This is a genomic window from Streptomyces siamensis, assembly GCF_039543605.1.
Classification (GTDB): Bacteria; Actinomycetota; Actinomycetes; order Streptomycetales; family Streptomycetaceae; genus Streptomyces; species Streptomyces siamensis.
In genome coordinates, this window is the sequence record NZ_BAABKB010000002.1 from 444790 (window position 1) to 465450 (window position 20661).

General features: G+C 72.3%; 15 protein-coding genes. 8 read left to right on the forward strand and 7 right to left on the reverse strand.

Annotated elements, in window-relative coordinates; genetic code table 11:
• Window positions 1–87 precede the first annotated feature (87 nt).
• Window positions 88–561: a DUF1203 domain-containing protein gene (locus tag ABEB03_RS04705; protein ID WP_345641570.1), complete on the forward strand. Its 474-nt coding sequence runs from the start codon at window positions 88–90 to the stop codon at window positions 559–561.
• A 96-nt stretch (window positions 562–657) separates the two neighbouring features.
• Here ABEB03_RS04705 and ABEB03_RS04710 read toward each other — a convergent pair whose 3' ends face one another.
• Both ABEB03_RS04710 and ABEB03_RS04715 read right to left on the reverse strand, forming a co-directional pair.
• Window positions 658–1674: an aspartate-semialdehyde dehydrogenase gene (locus ABEB03_RS04710; RefSeq protein WP_345641573.1), complete on the reverse strand. Its 1017-nt coding sequence runs from the start codon at window positions 1672–1674 to the stop codon at window positions 658–660.
• 276 nt (window positions 1675–1950) lie between these two features.
• Window positions 1951–4311, reverse strand: a complete 2361-nt coding sequence (locus ABEB03_RS04715; protein WP_345641576.1) for a TerD family protein — start codon at window positions 4309–4311, stop codon at window positions 1951–1953.
• Between the two features lie 140 nt (window positions 4312–4451).
• Here ABEB03_RS04715 and ABEB03_RS04720 point away from each other — a divergent pair, with 140 nt between their 5' ends.
• The gene (locus ABEB03_RS04720; protein ID WP_345641579.1) at window positions 4452–4979 is read left to right on the forward strand and encodes an RNA polymerase sigma factor; all 528 of its coding nucleotides are present in this window, start codon (window positions 4452–4454) and stop codon (window positions 4977–4979) included.
• A gap of 1 nt (window position 4980) precedes the next feature.
• Complete coding sequence (locus tag ABEB03_RS04725) at window positions 4981–5763, forward strand: hypothetical protein (protein ID WP_345641582.1); 783 nt, start codon at window positions 4981–4983, stop codon at window positions 5761–5763.
• 388 nt (window positions 5764–6151) lie between these two features.
• Here ABEB03_RS04725 and ABEB03_RS04730 read toward each other — a convergent pair whose 3' ends face one another.
• Both ABEB03_RS04730 and ABEB03_RS04735 read right to left on the reverse strand, forming a co-directional pair.
• Window positions 6152–9463, reverse strand: a complete 3312-nt coding sequence (locus ABEB03_RS04730; protein ID WP_345641585.1) for a S8 family serine peptidase — start codon at window positions 9461–9463, stop codon at window positions 6152–6154.
• 222 nt (window positions 9464–9685) lie between these two features.
• Complete coding sequence (locus ABEB03_RS04735) at window positions 9686–10222, reverse strand: CGNR zinc finger domain-containing protein (RefSeq protein WP_345641588.1); 537 nt, start codon at window positions 10220–10222, stop codon at window positions 9686–9688.
• A 152-nt stretch (window positions 10223–10374) separates the two neighbouring features.
• Between ABEB03_RS04735 and ABEB03_RS04740 the strand changes: the two genes are divergently transcribed.
• From ABEB03_RS04740 to ABEB03_RS04750, 3 genes are all read left to right on the forward strand, one after another.
• Window positions 10375–10827 carry a VOC family protein gene (locus ABEB03_RS04740; protein ID WP_345641591.1) on the forward strand — a complete coding sequence of 151 codons (453 nt, stop codon included), beginning with the start codon at window positions 10375–10377 and terminating at the stop codon, window positions 10825–10827.
• A 28-nt stretch (window positions 10828–10855) separates the two neighbouring features.
• Complete coding sequence (locus ABEB03_RS04745) at window positions 10856–11725, forward strand: pyridoxamine 5'-phosphate oxidase family protein (protein ID WP_345641595.1); 870 nt, start codon at window positions 10856–10858, stop codon at window positions 11723–11725.
• Window positions 11726–12080: 355 nt separating this feature from the next.
• Window positions 12081–13865, forward strand: a complete 1785-nt coding sequence (locus ABEB03_RS04750; protein WP_345641598.1) for a TIGR03767 family metallophosphoesterase — start codon at window positions 12081–12083, stop codon at window positions 13863–13865.
• A gap of 110 nt (window positions 13866–13975) precedes the next feature.
• Here the strand turns inward: ABEB03_RS04750 and ABEB03_RS04755 are convergent, their stop codons facing one another.
• A complete protein-coding gene (locus tag ABEB03_RS04755) occupies window positions 13976–14542 on the reverse strand; it encodes a cysteine hydrolase family protein (RefSeq protein ID WP_345641602.1) in 567 nt (188 codons plus the stop codon).
• A 519-nt stretch (window positions 14543–15061) separates the two neighbouring features.
• Here ABEB03_RS04755 and ABEB03_RS04760 point away from each other — a divergent pair.
• On the forward strand, window positions 15062–15499 hold the full coding sequence (locus ABEB03_RS04760) for a hypothetical protein (RefSeq protein ID WP_143658437.1): 438 nt from the start codon (window positions 15062–15064) through the stop codon (window positions 15497–15499).
• A gap of 41 nt (window positions 15500–15540) precedes the next feature.
• A complete protein-coding gene (locus ABEB03_RS04765; protein WP_345641611.1) occupies window positions 15541–16497 on the forward strand; it encodes a hypothetical protein in 957 nt (318 codons plus the stop codon).
• 100 nt (window positions 16498–16597) lie between these two features.
• On the opposite strand, the gene ABEB03_RS04770 is transcribed toward ABEB03_RS04765, so the two are convergent.
• Window positions 16598–17650, reverse strand: a complete 1053-nt coding sequence (locus ABEB03_RS04770) for a hypothetical protein (RefSeq protein ID WP_345641614.1) — start codon at window positions 17648–17650, stop codon at window positions 16598–16600.
• A 410-nt stretch (window positions 17651–18060) separates the two neighbouring features.
• A complete protein-coding gene (pepN, locus tag ABEB03_RS04775; protein WP_345641617.1) occupies window positions 18061–20646 on the reverse strand; it encodes an aminopeptidase N in 2586 nt (861 codons plus the stop codon).
• Window positions 20647–20661 lie beyond the last annotated feature (15 nt).

Consider the following 20661-nt stretch of genomic DNA (forward strand, 5'->3'; position numbering starts at 1 on the left):
GTTGCGCCATCCTTCCACGGGACCTGCACCGAATGCGATGTCCGTTTCCCGCCGGTGCGGGCCCCCGGCGGGCGGGAGCCTGGACACATGACCACGTACACCGCACAGGCCGTTCCGCAGGCCGTCCTGAAGGAGCTCCGCGACACCGACGACGCGGGCCGCCGCCGTGTCCCCCTGGTGGACGACGAGGGGGGCGCCCCACTGCGCTGCTGTCTGCGCCGCAGCGAGCCGGGGGAGCGGATCGTGCTCGTCTCCTACGCGCCGCTGCGGCGGTGGGCCGCCGAGTCGGGGGCCGATCCGGGGGCGTACGACGAGCAGGGGCCCGTCTTCGTCCATGCCGAGGAGTGCGCGGGGCCGGACGGCGGCCTGCCGTTCACGAACGCCCACCGCACGGTGCGCCGCTACTCCGCGGACGGCCGCATCGTCGGCGGGCGGCTCGTGGCGGACCCCGCGGAGTTCGAGGAGGCCTTCGCCGAGGCGTTCGCCGACCCCGAGGTGGCCCTCGTCCATGTGCGGGCCGTGGAGTACGGCTGCTTCCTCTACGAGGTGCGCCGCCCCTGACGCCACGGGGCGCGCCGCCGCCGACGACGACACACAGCCCCCGGGGCGGGACCGGTGAGGTCCCGCCCCGGGGGCTGTGGGAAGCGTCCCGGACGGTCAGCCGCGCAGCTCGGCGGCGACCAGCTCCGCGATCTGGACCGCGTTCAGCGCGGCACCCTTGCGGAGGTTGTCGTTCGAGATGAAGAGGGCGATGCCGTGCTCGACGGTCTCGTCCGAGCGGATCCGGCCCACGTACGAGGCGTCCTTGCCGGCGGCCTGGAGCGGGGTCGGGATGTCGGAGAGGGTCACGCCGGGGGCGCCCGCGAGCAGCTCCGTGGCGCGCTCGGCGCTCAGCGGACGCGCGAAGCGGGCGTTCACCTGGAGGGAGTGCCCGGAGAAGACCGGGACCCGGACGCAGGTGCCGGAGACCTTCAGGGCCGGGATCTCCAGGATCTTGCGGGACTCGTTGCGGAGCTTCTGCTCCTCGTCGGTCTCGTTCAGCCCGTCGTCGACGACGGAACCGGCCAGCGGGAGCACGTTGAACGCGATGGGGCGCTTGTAGACCTGCGGCTCGGGGAAGTCGACCGCCTCGCCGTCGTGGGTCAGCCGGTCGGCGTCGGCGACGACCTTCAGGGCCTGGCCGTGCAGCTCGGCGACGCCCGCGAGACCGGAGCCGGAGACCGCCTGGTAGGTGGCGACGACCAGCGCCTCCAGGCCCGCCTCCTCGTGCAGCGGCTTCAGCACGGGCATGGCGGCCATCGTCGTGCAGTTCGGATTGGCGATGATGCCCTTGGGACGGTCCGCGATCGCGTGCGGGTTCACCTCGGACACCACCAGGGGCACCTCGGGGTCCTTGCGCCAGGCGGAGGAGTTGTCGATCACGACGGCACCCTGGGAGGCGACCTTCTCGGCCAGTGCGCGCGAGGTCGCGCCGCCCGCCGAGAACAGCACGATGTCCAGGCCCGAGTAGTCCGCCGTGGAAGCGTCCTCCACCGTCACACCGTCGATCTCCGTCCCGGCCGAGCGGGCCGAGGCGAACAGGCGCAGCTCGTCGACCGGGAACTCCCGCTCGACCAGGATCCTGCGCATGACCGTGCCGACCTGACCGGTGGCTCCGACGATTCCGACCTTCACGGCGACTCCCTTTGCGTGCGTTTCACGTGGTCCAGCGCTTCCATGATGCGTCTCACCAGTCCCCGCGTGTCCAATCCTTTCGTCCCGGTGACCGAGGAGTGGGACGCCCGGAACGGGTGGACCCGCCCCGATCGTCCGGTGCGGGCTGCCCCCGGTCCGAAGAAAACCGCCCGCCGCCCGCCCCGGACCGCAAGCCGTACGGCGCGGCCGCCGCCCTCCGGCGCCGGGCGGTGTGACGTACGACTCCGGGCCGGGGGAGGGGCGTGCGCGGCGGTGTCAGCCGCGCGCCTCGATGGTCCACTTGCCGCCGCCGCTGGTCCTGACCTGGACGAGGCCCTGCGGTATGTGCTGGAGACCGGTGGCCATGCTGATCCGTCGGATCGGTTCGAGGCGCTCGTCGAGCTCCCACAGGGCGATGAGGTCGAGCAGACCGCGCACCTCGTAGCGGACCATCATCTCGGCCGCCGGGCCGGTGTGACGTACGACTGCGTAGCCCTGCCCCGACACCTTGTCGGTGAACGCGGGCACGGTGTCGAGGGAGGCCGGCTCGATCTGCCAGCCGGTCGTGTGACGGGCGGTGACCAGGAGGTAGCAGTATCCGGCCGCCGAGACCGACAGGGGGCCGACGACGGGCCGGCGCCGCCCCGCGGTGCTCGCGCTCATGCTCTTCCTGCCGTCCGCCTGGACGACGGAGGTCTCCAGCGGATCCTCGTCCCGGGTGAGGCGGCGCAGGGTCTGCACCGCGGGCGGTCCGGTGTGGCGGAACACCGTGCTGCCCTTGCCCTCCGTCCGTCCGGTCAGCGGCGTCGCGGCCTCGACGGGCAGCAGGCGCAGACTCCACGCGCCCACGCGCTCCAGCCGCAGCCGGACCTCGCTCTCGCCCGAGCCGAACAGGAGGGTGCGGCCCTCCACCCCGTGCGTGCCCGATTCCATGAACTTGTCGGCGTCGTCGTACTCGTCCAGCCGCTCGACCCGGTAGCCGCCGTATTCGTTCTCGTCCTTGATCGAGTATTCGAGGATCGCGGGCTTCCCCGGTTCCGGGTTGACCAGCGTGACCGTCTTCGCGCCGCGGCCCGCGTGCTCGTCCTTGGCGCGGCCGAAGCGGCCGAGGAGGCCCTTGGTGCGGGGCCCGTCCTTGGCCGCGCCGTCGCCCGCGTCCGCGTACGGCTGGGCGGGCGGTGCCGCGGGGACGGCGGCGGGCGGTGCCGCGGGGACGGCGGCGGGCGGTGCCGGGGGGACGGCGGCGGGCGGTGCTGCGGGGACCGCGGCGGGAGGCGCCGGCGGCACGGCGGCGGCCGGCGGCTCGAACGTCATGGCCGGGCCGGGGTCGAGGGCGGGCAGCGGCCGGGCGGTCAGCTGCCAGGGGCCGTCGGCCTCGACGAGCAGCAGCAGCGGGCCCGCCGGGACGGGCGCGGTCTGCCGGAGTCGTCCGACGTCGTTGAAGATCAGGTCCTGGGAGCCCTGGAGGTTGTGCGCGTCCACGCTCCACACGACGAACGAGCCGTCGCCGTCGCTGTCGCCGGCGAACTCCGCGTCGACGTCGGCCTCCGTGCCCGTGTAGGCGAGCACCTCGGGGCCGATGCCCTGCACGGTGCCTTCGAGATGGCGCACCGCCGACAGCGGCTGGAGGGACACCGTCCAGTCGTTGTCACCGGTGACCCGCAGCCGCAGGCGCCGGTCGTCCCCCTGGAAGACGAGCGCCCGCCCGTGGAAGTCGGTGATGGTGTTGTTGAAGACGAGCTTGTCGTCCTTGTTCCGCTTGGTCAGCGTGTACGCGTAGATGTAGCCCTCGCCCTGGTGCCAGGCCTCGACGAGCACGGGGCCGGGAGGGACGGACCCGCCCACGCTGACGACTCCCTGGCCGCGGCCGCGCTGCACGACGGGCGCGAAGCCGGGCCCGAACGGGAACGGGGCGCCACCCTGCGGGACCGGCGGCACGGCGCCCAGCGGCGCCGGCCCCAGCGGCGCCGGCCCCGGCGGCGGCGCGGGCACCGTGGCCGCCGGTACCTGCATCGGTACCGGTCCCGTCGTCTTGGAGGGCACGGTGTCCAGCGGGACCGGCCCCGACGGCGGCGGGGGCACCGCGTCGGACGGCTCGGGCCCGGCCGGCTCCTCCGCCACCGCGATGCCGAAGTCCGTGGCCAACCCCGCGAGCCCCGACGCGTATCCCTGGCCGACCGCCCGGAACTTCCACTCCCCGTTTCGCCGGTAGAACTCGCCGAGCACGAAGGCCGTCTCGCTCGACGCGTCCGTGACCTCGTAGTGCGCCACGACCGCACCGTCACCGGTCAGCGCCTGGACGGCGAGGCCGGGCACCTCGCCGAAGACCCCGCCGTCGCAGGAACCGGCGATCAGCACCCGTTGCACCTGCGGCTCGACGCGCGGCAGGTCCAGCTCCAGCCATTCGGCGAGCTGCCCGTCGCCCTTCGCGTTGCCGGCGTGCCGCACGGCCCCCGAAGGATGCGCCGGCTGGTTGTAGAAGACGAGGTCGGCGTCCCCGCGCACCTTGCCGGCCGCGTCGAGCAGCAGGGCCGAGGCATCCACCGGCGGCGTCCCGGGGACGTCGCGACGACAGACGGCGACCCGCAACAGAGCTGCGGGGACAGGGGTGTTGGCTCCTTTGGTGATGTGCGTCATGAGCCACATGCTGACAGTGAGGATCATGTGAAGTCGAGGGGTGGGAGATAGGGAGGGAGGCGGTCCGGAAAACTGCGCCGAACAGGGTCGAACGTTTCGGCCCGCACCCGCGTCGTAGAGGAAACGCGGGAAGGGGAGGGGTGGCTGTGCTGCGCAGAAAGGCCCGCGCCGCCCAGGGGGTGGACGACCCCCTGGACGCGGCCCAGGAACGCCGGGTGCGCGCGGTGCTCGCGCTCGGCGGTGTACCGCAGGCGGACCTGCCGGACGGGGTGCAGCAGGTCCGCCTGCGATTGCTGGAGCGCGCGGCGAAGGGCGACGAGGCACCGCGCGACGTGTCGGCGTGGGCGGCGGTCGTCGCCTCGAACCTGGCGATGGACTGGCACCGGGCCAAGCGCCGCCAGGAGCGGCTCGGTGAACGTCTCGCCTCGCTGCGGCAGCTGGAGCACCCCTCGGGCGAGGACTCCAGCGTGCTCTCGCTGGCGGTCGCCCAGGGCCTGGACGAACTGCCCGACGCCCAGCGTCAGGTCCTCGTCCTGCGCTTCTACGCCGACCTGTCCGTGCGCGGGATCGCCGAGGAGCTCGGCGTCCCGGAGGGCACGGTCAAGAGCCGGCTGCACGCCGCGGTGCGCGCCCTGCGCGCCCGCCTGCACGAGGACGAGGTGGTGTGACGTGGCCGAGTACGAAGGTGTGGACGCGCTGCTGGCCGCGATCACGGACGAGCCGTTGCCCGAAGGAGCACGCGACGACGCGGAGTTCATGGCCGAACACCGCTCGGCGGCGGCGGACCTGACGCTGCTGCGGGAGCAGCTGGGACTCATCGGGGACGCCCTGGCGGACGCCGGGAAGGTGTCGGAGACGGGCGGGGCGCGTGCCCCGGGGAAGGCGGCACGGTCCAGGAGGCCGCGGCGGACCGGGAACCGGGGTCCGGCGGGCGGACCGGGGAAGCGCTCCCGGCATCCGGGGGCGCTCGCCGTGTCGCTCGGCACGCTCGCCGTCGCCGCGGTGGCCGCGGTGGTCGTCGGCATGAGCTGGCTGCTGGCGCAGGGCGGGGGATCCGCGCTCGGGGGAGGCTCGGCGGACTCCGCGAAGTCGGACCAGCGCGGCAGCGGAGAAGGCTCCTCGCTCAGCGCTCCGGGCTACCTCGCGTGCGCCCGTCTCGTCGTCGAGGGCAGGGTCACCGCGGTCGAGCGGGTGCCGGGCGGCGGGCAGGACCGGGTGACCATGGACGTGGAGCGCTCCTACAAGCCGGCGAAGGGCGAGGACCGGGTGACGTTCCTGATGGCCGAGGACTCCGTTCCGCGGCTCCACGAGGGTGAGCACGCCCTCGTCGCCGTACGGCGCCACCAGGAGAGCGCCGACCAGTGGACGACGGGCGAGAAGGCCATCGCCGAGCAACGGGCCCGGATCCTCGACGCGCTGCCCGCCTCCCGCGGCCTGCCCTGCGAGGAGTGAGCCGACCGAATCCGGGCGCCCGGCGGGGCGGGGGCCCCGTGCCGGGAGCGGAAGGCGCGCCCCGCCGAAGAGGCCGGAACGCCCCTGCCGGAGCAGCGGGATCGCCGGGCGCGGGCCGAGGGCGCGCCCCGTGGCCACCGCCCGGAGGGCACGTCTCGCCGGAGCGGAGGGGACGCGCGGCCGCACGCCCGGCGGGGGCCGAAGGGCCTGACGTCGGGCCGGGAGGGCGCGGCGGCCGGCGGGTCGCGGGAACGCGCCGGCCGGGCCCGGGTACGGCGAAGGGCGGGTGCCCGGTCCCGGACACCCGCCCCGTGCCGTCCGGGCGGGCGCCCGTTTCCGGGCCCCGCCCCAGGGCGGGACGCGCGCACCGGCGCACGTCCCGCACGCGCTACGGCGTGACCTTGTCGATCTTCACGCTGCCGATGCCCGCGACCGTGCCGCGCGCGTTCACCAGCTGGACCTGGCCGAAGAACTCGCGTCCCTCGGGCGCCGGGGCCGCCGCGGTGACCGAGCCGGACACCGTCGCCGAGTCGCCCGTGCCGAGCTTGACCGGCGCGGACTCGTCGACGGTGACCGTGCCGAGCGCGGACGAGAAGAACACGTCCTGGTAGTCGTAGGCGGTCGAGCCCGACGGGACCGAGTAGCCGACGACCTCGATGGTGTAGGTCCCGGCGGCGGGGGAGGCGATGGACACGGCCTCCTCGGAGTCGCCGTCCGCGGACTGCGCGACCTGCGCGCCCGTGGAGTCGTAGACCGTCAGGTCGAGGTCGGCGGCGTTGTCCGAGACATTGCCGATGGCGACGTCGAGGGACTTGGCGCCCGCCGGCACCTCCACGGTGGTGGTCTGCGTGGCGCCCTCACCGATGGTCGGCCGCGCGTTCTTCGAGGAACCGAGCGGGCCGCCCTTGAGGGTGCCGTCGAGCGCGGCGTACTTGTTCGTCACCTTCCAGGAGGCGGCGGCCGGGGTACCGACCTTGGCCTCGGGGACGGTCACGACGGCGGGGTCGAAGTCCGCGCCGAGCACGGAGACACCGAGCTTGTACGGGTTGTCGAGCAGCGGCGACGTGCGGCGCGCCTCGACCTCGATCTCCCATACCCCGGCCTGCGGGTCCGCGTACGAACGCACGTCGGGCTTGCAGCCGTTGCCGTCGAGGTAGTTGTTGTAGCAGAACGGCGTCGAGGTGTTGTCGACCGGAACGCCGTACGGGTGGATCGAGATGAACCGGGTCTGGCTCTTGTCCTTGAGCCCGCCGATCGCGACCTCCAGCGACTTCGCGCCCTCGGGCACGGTCACGAAGTACGACTGCGTGCTGTTGCGCTGCACCGAACCCGACGCGGAGTAGGTGTACTTGACGGGCGCGGAGACCACGACCGTCGTCAGGACCTGCTTGTCGACGCCCTCGGTCCTCGGGTCGTCGACCTCCAGGATCGCGCTCTTGAGGCCCGCGGACCGCGGGTTCGCCTGCACCTTGACGGTGACGGGCTGGTTCAGCCCCAGCTTCACCTCGTCGGAGCCGACGATCCGGAAGGTGTCACCGGCGTTGTTCTCGAAGTGCAGCTCGTGGCGGATCGCCCGGTCGGCGCCCGACGTACGGGTCAGCGTGATGTCGTACGTCTTCCTGTCACCGGCCTTGAGCCCGCCCTCGCGGTCGTACAGGCCCGTGCCGAAGCCCGGCGTCTTCAGCGCGAAGTCGATCGCGGTGTCGACCGGCGCCTTCACGGTGTAGTCGTGCGCGGTGGCGCCGTCCTTGATGGAGTCCCAGGCGTCCTCGATGTCGATGAGGCCCGCGCCCTCCTCGTACGCCTGCACACCCTTGATGTGGTCGGCGGTCGAGCTCAGTGCCGTGCGCAGGGTGGCGGGCTTCAGCTCGATGCCCTTCTGCTTCGCGGCGCTCAGCAGCAGCGCGGACGCGCCCGCGGCCTGCGGCGACGCCATCGACGTGCCCTGGAGCATCGAGTAGCCGGCCGGCAGCGAGTAGCCCGCCTCGGCGACCGGGGAGCCCGGCAGCCAGGTCTGCGTGGAGTTGATGGAGGCGCCGGGCGCGCTGAGCGTCGGCGTGAAGCCGCCGTCCTCGCGCGGGCCGCGCGAGGAGAACGGCATCATCGCGTACGACTTCTCCACCTGCGAGCCGTAGTTGGCCGCCCAGGTCTGCTTGGAGATGGTCGCGCCGACCGAGATGACCTTGTCGGCCAGGCCCGGGTCGCCGATGGTGTTCGCGCCGGGGCCGGAGTTGCCCGCGGAGATCACCAGCTGCACGCCGTAGGTGTCGATGAGACGCGTGTAGAGCTCGGCGCGCGCGTTGTTGCCGTCGTTGAGCGCGGGCAGTCCGCCGATGGACATGTTCACGATGTCCACGCCGCGGTCGGCCACGAGGTCGATCATGCCCTCGGTGAGCGCCACGTTGGTGCAGCCGCCGGTCCAGGTGCAGGCCCGGGAGGAGACGATCTTCGCGCCGGGCGCGGCGCCGTTCATCGTCCCGCCGAACAGGCCGTTGGCGGAGGTGATGCCGGCGACGTGGGTGCCGTGCTCGGACTCGATGACACCGATGTTGACGAAGTCGGCCTTCTTGCCGACCCAGTCGCCCCCGTAGGGGTCCATCGGGACGTCCTTGCGGATCTCGACGACGAACGGCTGCCGCTCGACGACGTCGGTCGTCGGGTTGTCGGTGCCGAAGTAGCCGATCTGGTAGCCGTCCTTGTACGGCTTCATCGGCTTGTCGTCGGTGAAGTCGCCGTTGTTGTTCAGGTCGACGGTGACCGTGCCCGCCGCCGGGTCGTACAGGACGCCCCAGGCGTCGGTGGTGTCGCCGTCGCGGTTCGCGTCGCCCTTGGCGTCGCCGCCCGCGGTCACCGACTCGCGGAAGGTGCTGATCTCGTACGAACCGGCCGGTGCCGTCCAGGTCCTGCCGCTGTAGGTGAAGGTGGGCCCGGTCACCGCGGTGACCATCGGGCGCCAGGTGGCGTCGCCGTCCACGATCGGGTCGGTCGAGGTGACCCAGTCGACGATCTTGCGCTCGCCGGTCGTCGTCTTCTGCAGCGCGGGGTGGCCGAGGTCGACACCGGAGTCGAGGATGCCGATGGTGATGCCCCGGCCGTCCGCCTTCGGGTGATCCTTCACGAAGTCGACGGCGCCCGTCTCGAAGGACGGGTTGTACGGGTTCTCGGCGGGGGTCTTCTTGGACGGGCCGGAGTACGTGGCCGTCGAAGTCGCCTGCTCCCGGGCGCCCTTGGCGGTGTCGGCGCTCGGCGTCGGGTCGTCCAGCGCGATCTCCTGGCGCAGGTCGATCCCGTGCACCGAGGAGAGCTTCGCGGCGGCGGCGATGGCCGCGTCGGCCCGGCCGGTGGGTACGGTCGCCCGGACGTACCCGAGCTTGTCGTAGGTGCGGCCCACGGAGCCGCCCTTGACCGCGTCCAGTTCCTCGGCGACCTGCTCGGTCCGACCGGGAGCGGTGGCGATCATCATGGTGACGTTCTTGTCGCCGTTGGCCTTGGCCTCGGTGAGGAGTTCGGCGTCGGCGGAACCGAGCTTGGCGGCGGCCGACTTGGTGCCGGGGTCGGCCGCCGGTGCGCCGGAGTCGGCGGAGAAGGCCATGGGTATCGGCCCGGCCGTGGAGAGCGCGGCCACCAGGCCGGCCGCCACGGCTATGCGGGCCGCGCGTCTCGCGCCGGATATCGGAGCGCGCTGAGGGTCGGAGGTCATCTGCATCCCTTGTAGGTAAAGGAACGAGCGCGGAGCGACCGGCTCCGAGGGTCCTTCGGGGTCCGATCGCATCAGTCCGGTATGTGGACCCGGATGACCGCTCAGCTTTGCCTAAGGGGCAGTTGTTTGGGGAGTGTTGACCGAGGCGGGATGGAGCCATGGCGTACTTCCGCCATGCGCCACGCCGGTTATGACGGTGTATCGCCGGACAAGTAGGGCGTCTCAGCTCTCCTTCGTGCGCGCGTAGTGGCGGGACGCCTTCGCGCGGTTACCGCACGCCGCCATCGAGCACCACCGGCGGGTGCCGTTCCGTGAGGTGTCGAAGAAGTGCAGGATGCACGCCTCGTGGGCGCAGCCGCGGATGCGGTCGGGGGCGGTGTCCAGCAGGGTGAGGTAGTCGCGGGCCGCCAGCCAGGCCGGTCCCCAGGAGGGGTCGTCGAACTCGGCGTCCTCGGCCGGTCCCTGCCCGGTCAGGGTCAGGCGGACCCGCCCGTGTGCGAGGACCGCGTCGATGCGCGCGACGGCCTCGGGGGAGATTCCGTCGACGGCAGCGCGGAGGGCGTCGCGTGCCTGGAGCGTGTGCCGCAGGACGGTCTCCTCGGCCGGGAAGTCGAGCCCGTTGGCCGCCAGCCACACGGCCAGCCCCTCGGTGTCCGTCAGCAGGTCCTGCGTCTCGCCCTCCCGGTTCCAGCGGGTGTTGAGCAGGTCGAGCGAGACCGGCTCCCCGGTGAGCGGGCGCGGGTCGGGGCGGGTGGGCATGGCGGGGCTCCCTTCGCCGCCGGTCGCTGCGGCGGCACTCACTGCTAACCAGTCAAGGTTAGGTCACCGGTTGCACCTCCCAGCTCTAACCTTTAAAGTCGAATACAAAGGTTAGCTCCCGGGTGGGGCTGCCATCGACAGAGGGGACTGCCATGACCTTGCGCGCCGGCCACATCGGCCTGAACGTGACCGACCTCGACCGCTCGCTCGCCTTCTACCGCGACGTCCTCGGCTTCGGGGTGCTCGGCGAGGGCAAGGAGGACGAGCGGCGGTACGCCTTCCTCGGCTCGTTGAGCGGCGACGGCCGCCCGGTCATCACGCTCTGGCAGCAGGCGGCGACGCCGTACGACAAGGGCCACGCGGGCCTGCATCACCTCGCCCTCGAAGTGGACACGATCGAGCAGGTCAGGGAGTACGAGACCGCACTGCGCGGCTACGGCGTCGACTTCGCCTACGACGGCGTCGTCGCCCACCGCGAGGGCTCGGCCTCCGGCGGCATCTTCTTCCACGACCCGGACGGCACACGGCTGGAGATCTACGCGCCCAGCGGGGCCGAGGAGGCCACGGCGCCGGTCATCGCCGCCCCCACCTGCGGATTCTTCTGACCGGCAGACGGCTTCCCGAGGAGATGCCATGACCTACCACTCCGGCTCGCGCGCCGTGCAGGACCGCGTCGGTGTCCGTGACCTCGCCGACCACGTGGGCCGGTCCATCGGGCAGGGCATCCGGCCGGTGGCCGCCGCCTTCCTGGAGCAGCAGCCGATGCTGGTCCTCGGCGCCGCCGACCCCGGCACCGGCGCGGTCTGGGCCTCGCTGCTCACCGGCAGGCCCGGCTTCGTCCGGGCCACGGGCGTCCGGCAGATCTCGGTCACGGGCGGCCCGCGGCCGGACGACCCGCTCGCGCCCGCGCTCCGCACCCCCGGGACGCCCGTCGGCACCATCGCGCTCGACCCGCGCACCCGCCGCCGCATGCGTGTCGACGGCCGTGCCAGACCCACCCCCCGAGGCCTCGCGGTCGAGGCCGACCAGGTCTTCTCCAACTGCCCCAAGTATCTGCAGAGAAGGGAGACGTACGAGGCGACCGGACGCGTCCCGGGCACCCCCCGCCGCGGCAGCCGGCTCTCGCCCGTCCAGGCGGAGTCCGTGGCGGCGGCCGACACCTTCTTCCTCGCCACGGTCCACGCGCACGGCGCCGATGTCAGCCATCGCGGCGGCAACCCCGGCTTCGTCCGCGTCACCGCGCCCGGCGAACTGCGGTGGCCCGACTATCCCGGGAACTCCATGTTCCTGTCCCTCGGGAACCTGGCGGCCGACCCGCGGGCCGGACTGCTCTTCGTGGACTGGACGGCGGGGACCACGCTCCAGCTCACCGGCACGGCCCGCACCGAGTTCGCGTCCGACGGGGAGCGGAGCGTGCGCTTCACCGTCACCGGCGTCGTCGAGACACCGGCGGCCAGCCCCCTGCGGTGGTCGGCGCCCGAGTATTCGCCCGCCAACCCGTGAGCCGTCGCGCAGCCCCCGTGAACCCCGCCGCCGGCCCGCGAGATCCCTGACCCTCGCGGGTCGGCGGGCGGTGGCGGGGTCCGGGCTTCGGGTCCGGAACCGCCGACGGTGGTCCGGAACCAGGTTCCGTACCCCGGAAGATGAACACGGAGTGACCGCCCCCGGGCCGTTCGAAGAGGGCTCCATGGCCGCGCAGGGTGGTCCAAGATCCACGTACGGTGATCTGCGCCGGTCGTTGCCGCCCAGTTAACGCGCAGGTCACCCCCGGTGCCAACGATCCAGTGTGAGCGGGGAGTTCGCACGGCGGACGCCCCGCGACCACTGCCGACGCGTTCGCACTCGGGGAGACCGCGCCATGTCGCGCATACGCTCTGTCGCCACCGTACCCGCCCTCAACCGCCGCACCCTGCTGGCCGCCACCGGAGCCGTGTCCCTGTCCGCGGGGGTCGGATTCGCCCTGCGCCCGGACGCTCCGGCGCACGCCGCCACGACGAGCCAGGAACCCGTCGCCGACTCCCTCGCGCACACCGGGGCGAGGTCGACCGCGGTGCGCCCCCCGGCCCCCGCCGCGCTGGTCCCGTACACGCGCGGCACCACCTTGCAGTCCGTCGCCGCCCCGCGCTCCGGCTCCACCGGATACCGGCGGCTCGGCGACGGCCGCGGCTGGACGCGGATCCTGCGTGACGAGCTGGCCGCCGCCAAGTCCGGCCGCGCCGACCGGCGCACCACGCTCGCCGCGTTCGTGCAGCTCACCGACCTGCACCTGATCGACGCGCAGCACCCGTTGCGCCTGGAGTACCTGCGCGCCCGGAACAAGAGCGCCTGGCGCCCCCAGGAGACCCTGACCGTCGCCGGCGCCGTCTCGCTCGTCGAACGGGTCAACTCGCTGCGCGGAGCACCCGTCACCGGCTCCCCGCTGCACTTCGTCATGACCACCGGGGACAACACGGACAACAACTCCAAGACCGAACTGGACTGGTTCCTGAAGGTCATGAGCGGCGGCCGCATCACCCCCAACAGCGGCGACCCGCGCCACTACGAAGGCGTCCAGGCCAGCGGCCTCAAGACGTACTGGCAGCCCGACGCGGCGCTGCGTGACGCCGACAAGCAGCTCGGTTTCCCGCGCCTGCCGGGCTTCCTGGAGGCGGCGATCCGAGAGGTCCGCAGTCCCGGCCTGAAGCTGCCCTGGTACTCCACCGTCGGCAACCACGACGCGCTGCCGCTCGGCTGCTACGGCTCCCGCGGCGACTCCTACCTCACCGACTTCGCCGTCGGCGGGAAGAAGCTGATGTCGCTGCCCGATGCCGAGTGCACCGCCCTGGCCAAGAGCATCAAGGACGGCAGCAGCCCCAAGGGCACCGTGTTCCGGGACCTGCTCAAGTCGCACGCCCGGCAGATGCGCTCGGTCACGCCCGACGAGAACCGCGCCCCCTTCACGCCGGCCGAGTATCTGCGCGCACATCTCGACCCGGCGCACACCGGCCCCGGCCCGATCGGGCACGGCTACTCCTCGGCGAACCTGGCCGCGGGCACCCAGTACTACACGTTCCGCATCGCCGAGGACGTCATCGGCGTCAGCCTCGACACCACCGACCCCGGTGGCCACTACGAGGGCTCCATCGGCACGGCGCAGCTGCGCTGGCTGGAGAGGACCCTGCGCGAGAACAAGGACTCCTACGTCGTCGTCTTCAGCCACCACACCAGCAAGACGATGCGCAACCGCCACGCCGACCCGGCCCACCCCGCCGAGAAGCGCCACGGCGGTGACGAGGTCGTCGCGCTCCTCGCGAGCTTCGCCAACGTCCTGGCCTGGGTGAACGGTCACACCCACAAGAACGAGATCATCCCGCACGCCGGGCCCGGCAACCGCTCCTTCTGGGAGATCTGCACCGCCTCCCACGTCGACTTCCCCCAACTCGCCCGCGTCATCGAGCTGGTGGACAACAAGGACGGCACGCTCTCGCTCTTCACCACGCTCGTCGAGTCCGCGGCCCCGCACGCCACGGACTTCTCCGACCTCAGCCAGACCGGGCTGGCGGCGCTCTACCGGGAGCTCTCCTTCAACGCGCCCGGAGCCCGCACCGACCTGTCCGGCGCCTCCCGCGACCGCAACACGGAGCTCGTCCTCAAGAAGGGCTGACCCGCGAGGCCGCACCCGGATCCGTCCGCGGGCCGACCCGCCCGGCCGCCCGGAGCGTCCGGTCCCACGGCGCTCCGGTCCCACGGCGCTCCGGTAGGGCGGTGCTCAGGTCAGGCGGTGTCGGCCGGTGCGAAGCTCACCTCCGCCGTGACGACGGTGTCGCCCCGGCGGCCGGGTGCGTCCTGCTCCGCCCAGTAGAGGTTGGTGTGGGCGATCACCAGGGCGGGGCCCGGTGCGCCGTACGCGGTGAGGTCCTCCGTCGTATGGGCGTCGGCGACCAGCGTCACGTCGTATCCCCGGACGAAGCCGCCGTGGAGGGTCGAGCGGATGCACACGTCGGTCTGGGCGCCCGTGACGACGAGACGGCCCACTCCCAGTCCGGCGAGCAGCTCCTCCAGCTCGGTGGCCTCGAACGAGTCGGCGTAGAGCTTGTGGACGAGGGGCTCGGTGTCGTGGCGGACCAGCTCCGGCACGTACTGCCAGCTCTCGCCGCCCTTCTTGAGCTGGTCGTCGGAGTGCTGGACCCAGATCACCGGCGCGCCCTCGGTGCGGGCCCTGGCGGCCAGGGTGGCGATGTTGGCGATCACGCCGTCGCGGTCGTGGCAGCCTTCCACCACGCCGTTCTGGACGTCGATGACGAGCAGTGCGGTGTTCGGGCGGCCGGGAAGGGTCGTCACGGGTCTCTCCTGTCTCTTCCGTCTTTTTCCTCAGTCGTGCCTGTCCTCGCGTGGGCACCACCGTAGAGGGGGCCACTGACAACGCGGGCGGGTCCGGGCGGGCCGGTGGAACCGGCCATCTTCCGCGGATGGAATTACGCCAATTCCACTTCCGTTTGGCTGCGTTCGCCCAGCCGGATTTCTGCATTCCGGCCCGAAGGCCGACGCGGGGCCCATTCCGCTTACGGGATCGCCCGTCCGCCGCGAGTGGCGGACGCCAACTGTGAGCCTTGTTCCGCGAGTTCTCCGTGTGGTTAGAGTGGACATATGTTCGGCGGCCCTGACCAGGCCATGACCATCCGAACTCGCCGACGGGGGTGTGCCGTGCCTTCTCTCTCCCTTTTCTCCTCCGTACCTGTTCCCTCGGTACGTCCTTCTTCCGTGTCCCTTCGTTCCGTAGCTCCGCCTCTCCCCCTTCTCTCTTCCCGTGCAGGCCGGCACCCCCGCACCTGACGAAAAGAAAAGAGCTGAGAGGAACCCGTGAGAAATCCGCGCCTGTTGATCCCATCGCTCGCCGCAGCGCTGCTCGCGATACCCGTGGCCTCGGCCTCCCCGGCCTCCGCCGACGTCACCCCGGCCGCCCCGACGCACCGCTGCTACGACCGCATGGCCTGCTTCTACTACAACAGCAACCAGCAAGGGGCCCTGGCCACCATCGGGAACGGCGGCTACAACCTGGACGGCGAGGTGTTCAAGCCGGGGTCGGGCCCCGGAGCGGGCACGCAGCTGGAGGACCACGCCGCCTCCTGGGACAGCCGCACCCGCAACACCGCCTTCTGCGTCCACCGCGACCGCTGGTGGAAGGGCCCCTACAACTCGCTCAAGCCGCAGGGCCGCAAGAACCTCACCTCGGCGCTGAAGAACAAGAACTCCTCCACGAACTGGTACCCGCGCCACGAGGACGGCTCCGGCCACTGAGGTCGCCGCAAGCCACCGACCAGGAAAGGAACCCCCCACCCATGCGTGCAAGAACAGCTTCCCTGGCGGCCGCGGCCTCGATCGCGGCACTCGCCCTGACCGCCTGCGCGGGACACGGCGCCGACGGCGCCGGCTCCGGCCCGGACGGCGCCGCGGACCGGCGGACGAAGGTGCAGGCCTCGGCGGTCCGCGCCGTCGCCGGCATGACCCTGCCCCTGGACGCCTACCAGCTCTCGCCCGAGGAGTACGAGCGCAGCCAGCAGGCCACCTGGGCGCTCGTGCGGCCGTGCATGGCCGACCTCGGGTTCAAGGACTTCACGTTCCGGCCGGCGCCCGTCGCCGACGGCCTCGAAGCGCACGAGGACCTCCGCTACGGCACCTACAACGTCACCGAGGCAGGCAAGTACGGCTACCGGCCCGCCTTCGCGCAGACCACGTCCCTCGCCCGCGGCGGCGAGGTGGGCGGCAGGGAACCCGAGTTCAGCCCTGAGGAGGAGGCCGCGCTCGACGGCTACCAGGCCGGGGGCGGCGCCGCCCCGAAGCGGGTGACGAAGACCGCGGCGGGCGAGACGATCCCCAAGGACGGCTGCTACGGACAGGCCCTCGCCGAGGTCACCGGCGGGCAGGCCGACACCTACCTCGACGACACCCTCGTCGAGGAACTGGACGGCCAGTCCTACGAGAAGTCCCTCACCGACCCGAAGACCCGGGCGGCCTTCGCGTCCTGGTCGGCGTGCATGAAGGGCAAGGGCTTCGCGTACGCGTCGCCGATCGAGGCGAACAACGATCCCCGGTGGACCGGTGACAAGCCGTCGCAGGCGGAGATCGAGACGGCCACCGCCGACACCCGGTGCAAGGAGGAGACCGGCCTGCTCGGCATCTGGCACGGCGCCGAGACCGCCATCCAGAAGGACCTCGTCTCCGCGCACGCGCAGGAACTGGCGGCCGTGCGCGACATGAAGACGGCCACCGTCGCCCACAGCGAGAAGGCCGGCTAGGGCCCCGGCCGTACGGGGCGGGGACGCTCGCACACGAGGAGGGGCCGCCGGCACCCCGGCGGCCCCTCCTCCCCCCTCCGGACACCGACCCCGGTCGTCACTACCGGGGCAGCACCACGACATAGGCCGCGGGTTCGCGGTCGTTCGACGCCATCAGAGCGGTGCGCACCACCGTGGCCTGCTGCTCCGCCGAGTCGCGGAGCTTCCGCGGCGTGATGTGGACGACGGTGATGCCCAGGCGCTCCAGATGCTCGCGCTTGCGGGCGTACTCGGACCACAGCGCGTCCTCGTCCTGGCGGGGCGCGCGGGTGTCCAGCTCCAGTGCGACCGCCTGCTCCGGCCAGTAGGCGTCCAGACCGCCCAGATGGGGACCGCCCGGCAGCCGCAGATCCACGTTCCAGACCGGGTCGGGCAGCCCGTGCTCGCGGACCATCCGGTACAGGCGCTGCTCGGCGATGGCGCGGCCCTCGGCGAGCAGCGCGTCCACCGCGTCCACCACGTGCGGACGGCTCAGCAGCCGTGCCTGCGTCAACTCCCGCACCACGGCTGCCGGGTCGCAGTGGCCGCCGCGCACCGCCTCCGTCAGCAGGCGGCGCACGGCGCCCGCGTCGGACAGTTCGGCGACCGCGTCGGCGAGGGCGCGGGGGACGGGCGCTACCGGGACACCGGTGATCCAGGATCCGCCGGGCAGGGAGGGCGCGCGGACGATGCGGGCGCAGCCCGTGGAGCGCAGCCGGCGCAGGCGGGGGACGAGGACGTCGATCCGGTCGAGGGACGGCAGGGGCGGAGCCGACGAGAAGCCGTGCAGGGTGAGTGCCGCCAGCCCCGTGATCAGCGCTTCCGCGTAGGGCTGGGGGGCGTGCGGCTCCTGTGCGCCGGGCTGTGCGGGGATGGTCTGCGCGGTGCCGGGTGCGGGGGAGCGGGCGGCGTACAGCAGGACCGCGTGCAGGCGCTCCTCGGAGGTGGGCGGGCCGGGGTGCAGCAGGAAGACGCCGGGCAGGACCTGCTGCCAGGGGCCGCCGGGGCGGCACTGTCCGTTGGCCTCGGCGGCGGTCACGCCGTGGCTGCGCAGCTGTGCGGAGGTCAGGACCCGCCGCTGTACGTCGGACAGGTGGTGCAGGGGGCGGGGGGAGAGCGGGGTGTTGTGGTTCATGCCCCGGGGTTTCCCGCCCCGGAGCCGCCCTCTAACCGCTGTTACACGGTCGTCGACAAATGCGGACAAGGCCGTCCTAAAGTACGGACGTTCGACTGCCGAAAGGCGCTGGTCCGGACGGGAAGTAATACGGGTTACGGCTCTGAATACCTGTATTTCGTAACCACCTGGTGTCGCCCATCGGACAAGCGGAAGGACCGACTCGCACGGCGTTGCGCGGAACGCCCGTGCGAGTCGCAGGCGCCGGTGCGGCCGGAGGCCGGCACGACCGAGGGCACCGGCCGCAGCCGGTGCCCTCACGATGCAGTGCCGTGCGGCGGGGCGGGTGACGGCCCGCCGGATCGCCCCGCCGGATCACCCTCGTCGGAGCTGACCCGCCCGAGCCGATCCGCCGGAGCCGTCCGCCGGGTTCAGCCCGCCGCGGCGATGTCGCACGCCTGACCGCGCAGCGTCCGTGCCAGGTCGTCCCGTGCCTCCAGGACCAGCCGCCGCAGCGCCGGCGCCGCGTCCTCGTGCGCCGCCAGCCACGCGTCCGTCGCGTCCAGCGTGTCCTGCGAGTCCCGGAGCGCGGGGAACAGGCCCTTCACGACGTCCATGCCGATCTGGATGGACCGCTCGGCCCAGACACGCTCGATCGACGCGAAGTACTTGGCCGCGTACGGGGCGAGCGTCGCGCGCTGGGACGGCTGCATGAAGCCCGCGATCGTCGCCTCGACGAGCGCGTTGGACAGCGAGTCGGACTCGACCACCGCGGCCCAGGCCTGCGCCTTGACCGCCGCCGAAGGCCGGGCCGCCAGGCAGCGGACCTGGTGGCGCTTGCCGGACGCGGTGTCGTCACGGGCGAGTTCGGCGGCCAGCACCGACTCGTCCGCGGCTCCGTGCGCGGCCAGCGGCTCCAGGAACGCCCAGCGCAGCTCCTGGTCGACGTCCAGTCCGTCGATCTTCGCCGTACCCTCCAGCAGACCCTGGAGCAGCTGGAGATCGGCCTCGCCGGACGCGACGCTCGCGAAGAAACGGGCCCAGGTGAGCTGGTGCTGGCTGCCCGGCTCCGCGAGCCGCAGTTCCTTCAGCGCGCCCTCGGTGAGCAGCCGCCCGCCCTCCGTGCGCCAGTCCGGCGCCGCGTAGTGGGTGAGCGCGGAGTTCGCCCAGGCGTGCAGCATCTGGAGCACGCCGATGTCGGACTCGCGGCCCGCGAACCGCAGCACCAGGTCGATGAAGTCGCGGGCCGGCATCAGCGCGTCGCGCGTCAGGTTCCACAGCGCCGACCAGCACAGGGCACGCGCCAACGGGTCCGTGATCTCGCCGAGCCCGTCCCGCAGGGTCGCCAGCGAACCCTCGTCGAACCGGATCTTGCAGTACGTGAGGTCCTCGTCGTTGACGAGGACGAGCTCGGGCGCCTCGGCGCCGGCCAGTTCGCCGACGACCGTGCGCGGCCCGTCGACGTCGACCTCGGCGCGCGCGTACCGCACGAGCGGGCCGTCCCCGTCCTCGCGCCGGTACAGGCCCACCGCCACCCGGTGCGGGCGCAGTTCGGGGTGCGACTCGGGGGCCTCCTGGAGGATCGCCAGCTCGGTGACGCGCCCCTCGGAGTCCAGGATCACCTGCGGGGTCAGGGAGTTGACGCCCGCGGTCTGCAGCCAGGAGCGCGCCCAGCCGGCCATGTCCCGTCCGCTCGTCTCCTCCAGGGCCGTCAGCAGGTCGCCCAGGCGGGTGTTGCCGTAGGCGTGGCGCTTGAAGTAGCGGCGGGCGCCGTCGAGGAAGGCGTCCTGGCCCACGTACGCCACCAGCTGCTTGAGCACGGAGGCGCCCTTGGCGTACGTGATGCCGTCGAAGTTGAGCTTGGCGTCCTGGAGGTCGCGGATGTCGGCCGTGATCGGGTGGGTGGACGGCAGCTGGTCCGCGCGGTACGCCCACGCCTTGCGGCGGTTGGCGAAGGTGATCCAGGCGTCCGTGAAGCGGGTCGCGCCGACGTTGGCGAACGTGCCCATGAAGTCGGCGAAGGACTCCTTCAGCCACAGGTCGTCCCACCACACCATGGTGACGAGGTCGCCGAACCACATGTGCGCCATCTCGTGCAGGATGACGTTCGCCCGGCCCTCGTAGGAGGCCTGTGTCACCTTGCCGCGGAAGATGTACTCCTCGCGGAAGGTGACGAGACCCGGGTTCTCCATGGCGCCGAGGTTGTACTCGGGCACGAACGCCTGGTCGTACTTCCCGAACGGGTACGGGTAGTCGAAGTGGTCGTGGAAGAAGTCCAGGCCCTGCTTCGTCACCAGGAACACGTCGTCGGCGTCGAAGTAGGGGGCGAGGCCCTTGCGGCACATGGCGCCGAGGGGGATCTCCAGCGTCGTGCCGTCGTCGAACGTCCGCGTGTAGCGGTCGGTCACGTAGTGGTACGGACCGGCGACGACCGCGGTGATGTACGTCGAGATCGGCTTGGTCTCCGCGAACTTCCAGACACCGTCCGCGAGTCCACCGGAGCCGTTGCTCCAGACCGTCCAGCCCTCGGGGGCCCGCACCTCGAAGCGGAACGGAGCCTTGAGGTCCGGCTGCTCGAAGTTCGCGAAGACGCGGCGCGAGTCCGCGGGCTCGTACTGCGTGTACAGGTACACCTCGCCGTCCTCGGGGTCGACGAAGCGGTGCATGCCCTCACCGGTGCGCGAGTACGCGCACTGGGCGTCGACCACCAGCTCGTTCTCCGCGGCCAGCTCCTCCAGCTGGATGCGGGAGCCGTCGAAGACCTCGCCCGGGTCGAGGTCCTTCCCGTTGAGTGAGACCGAGGTCACACTCGGCGCGATCAGGTCGGCGAAGGTGGCGGCGCCCGGCTCGGCGCACCGGAAACGGATGGTGGTGACCGAGCGGAACGTGCGCGGCACCCCCTCGGCCTCGGCCTCCCCGACGGCCGAGCGCAGGTCGAGGGAGACCTCGTAGCTGTCGACGGACAGCAGTGCCGCCCGCTCCTGGGCCTCGTCGCGGGACAGGTTCTCACCGGGCACGGGCTGCACTCCTTC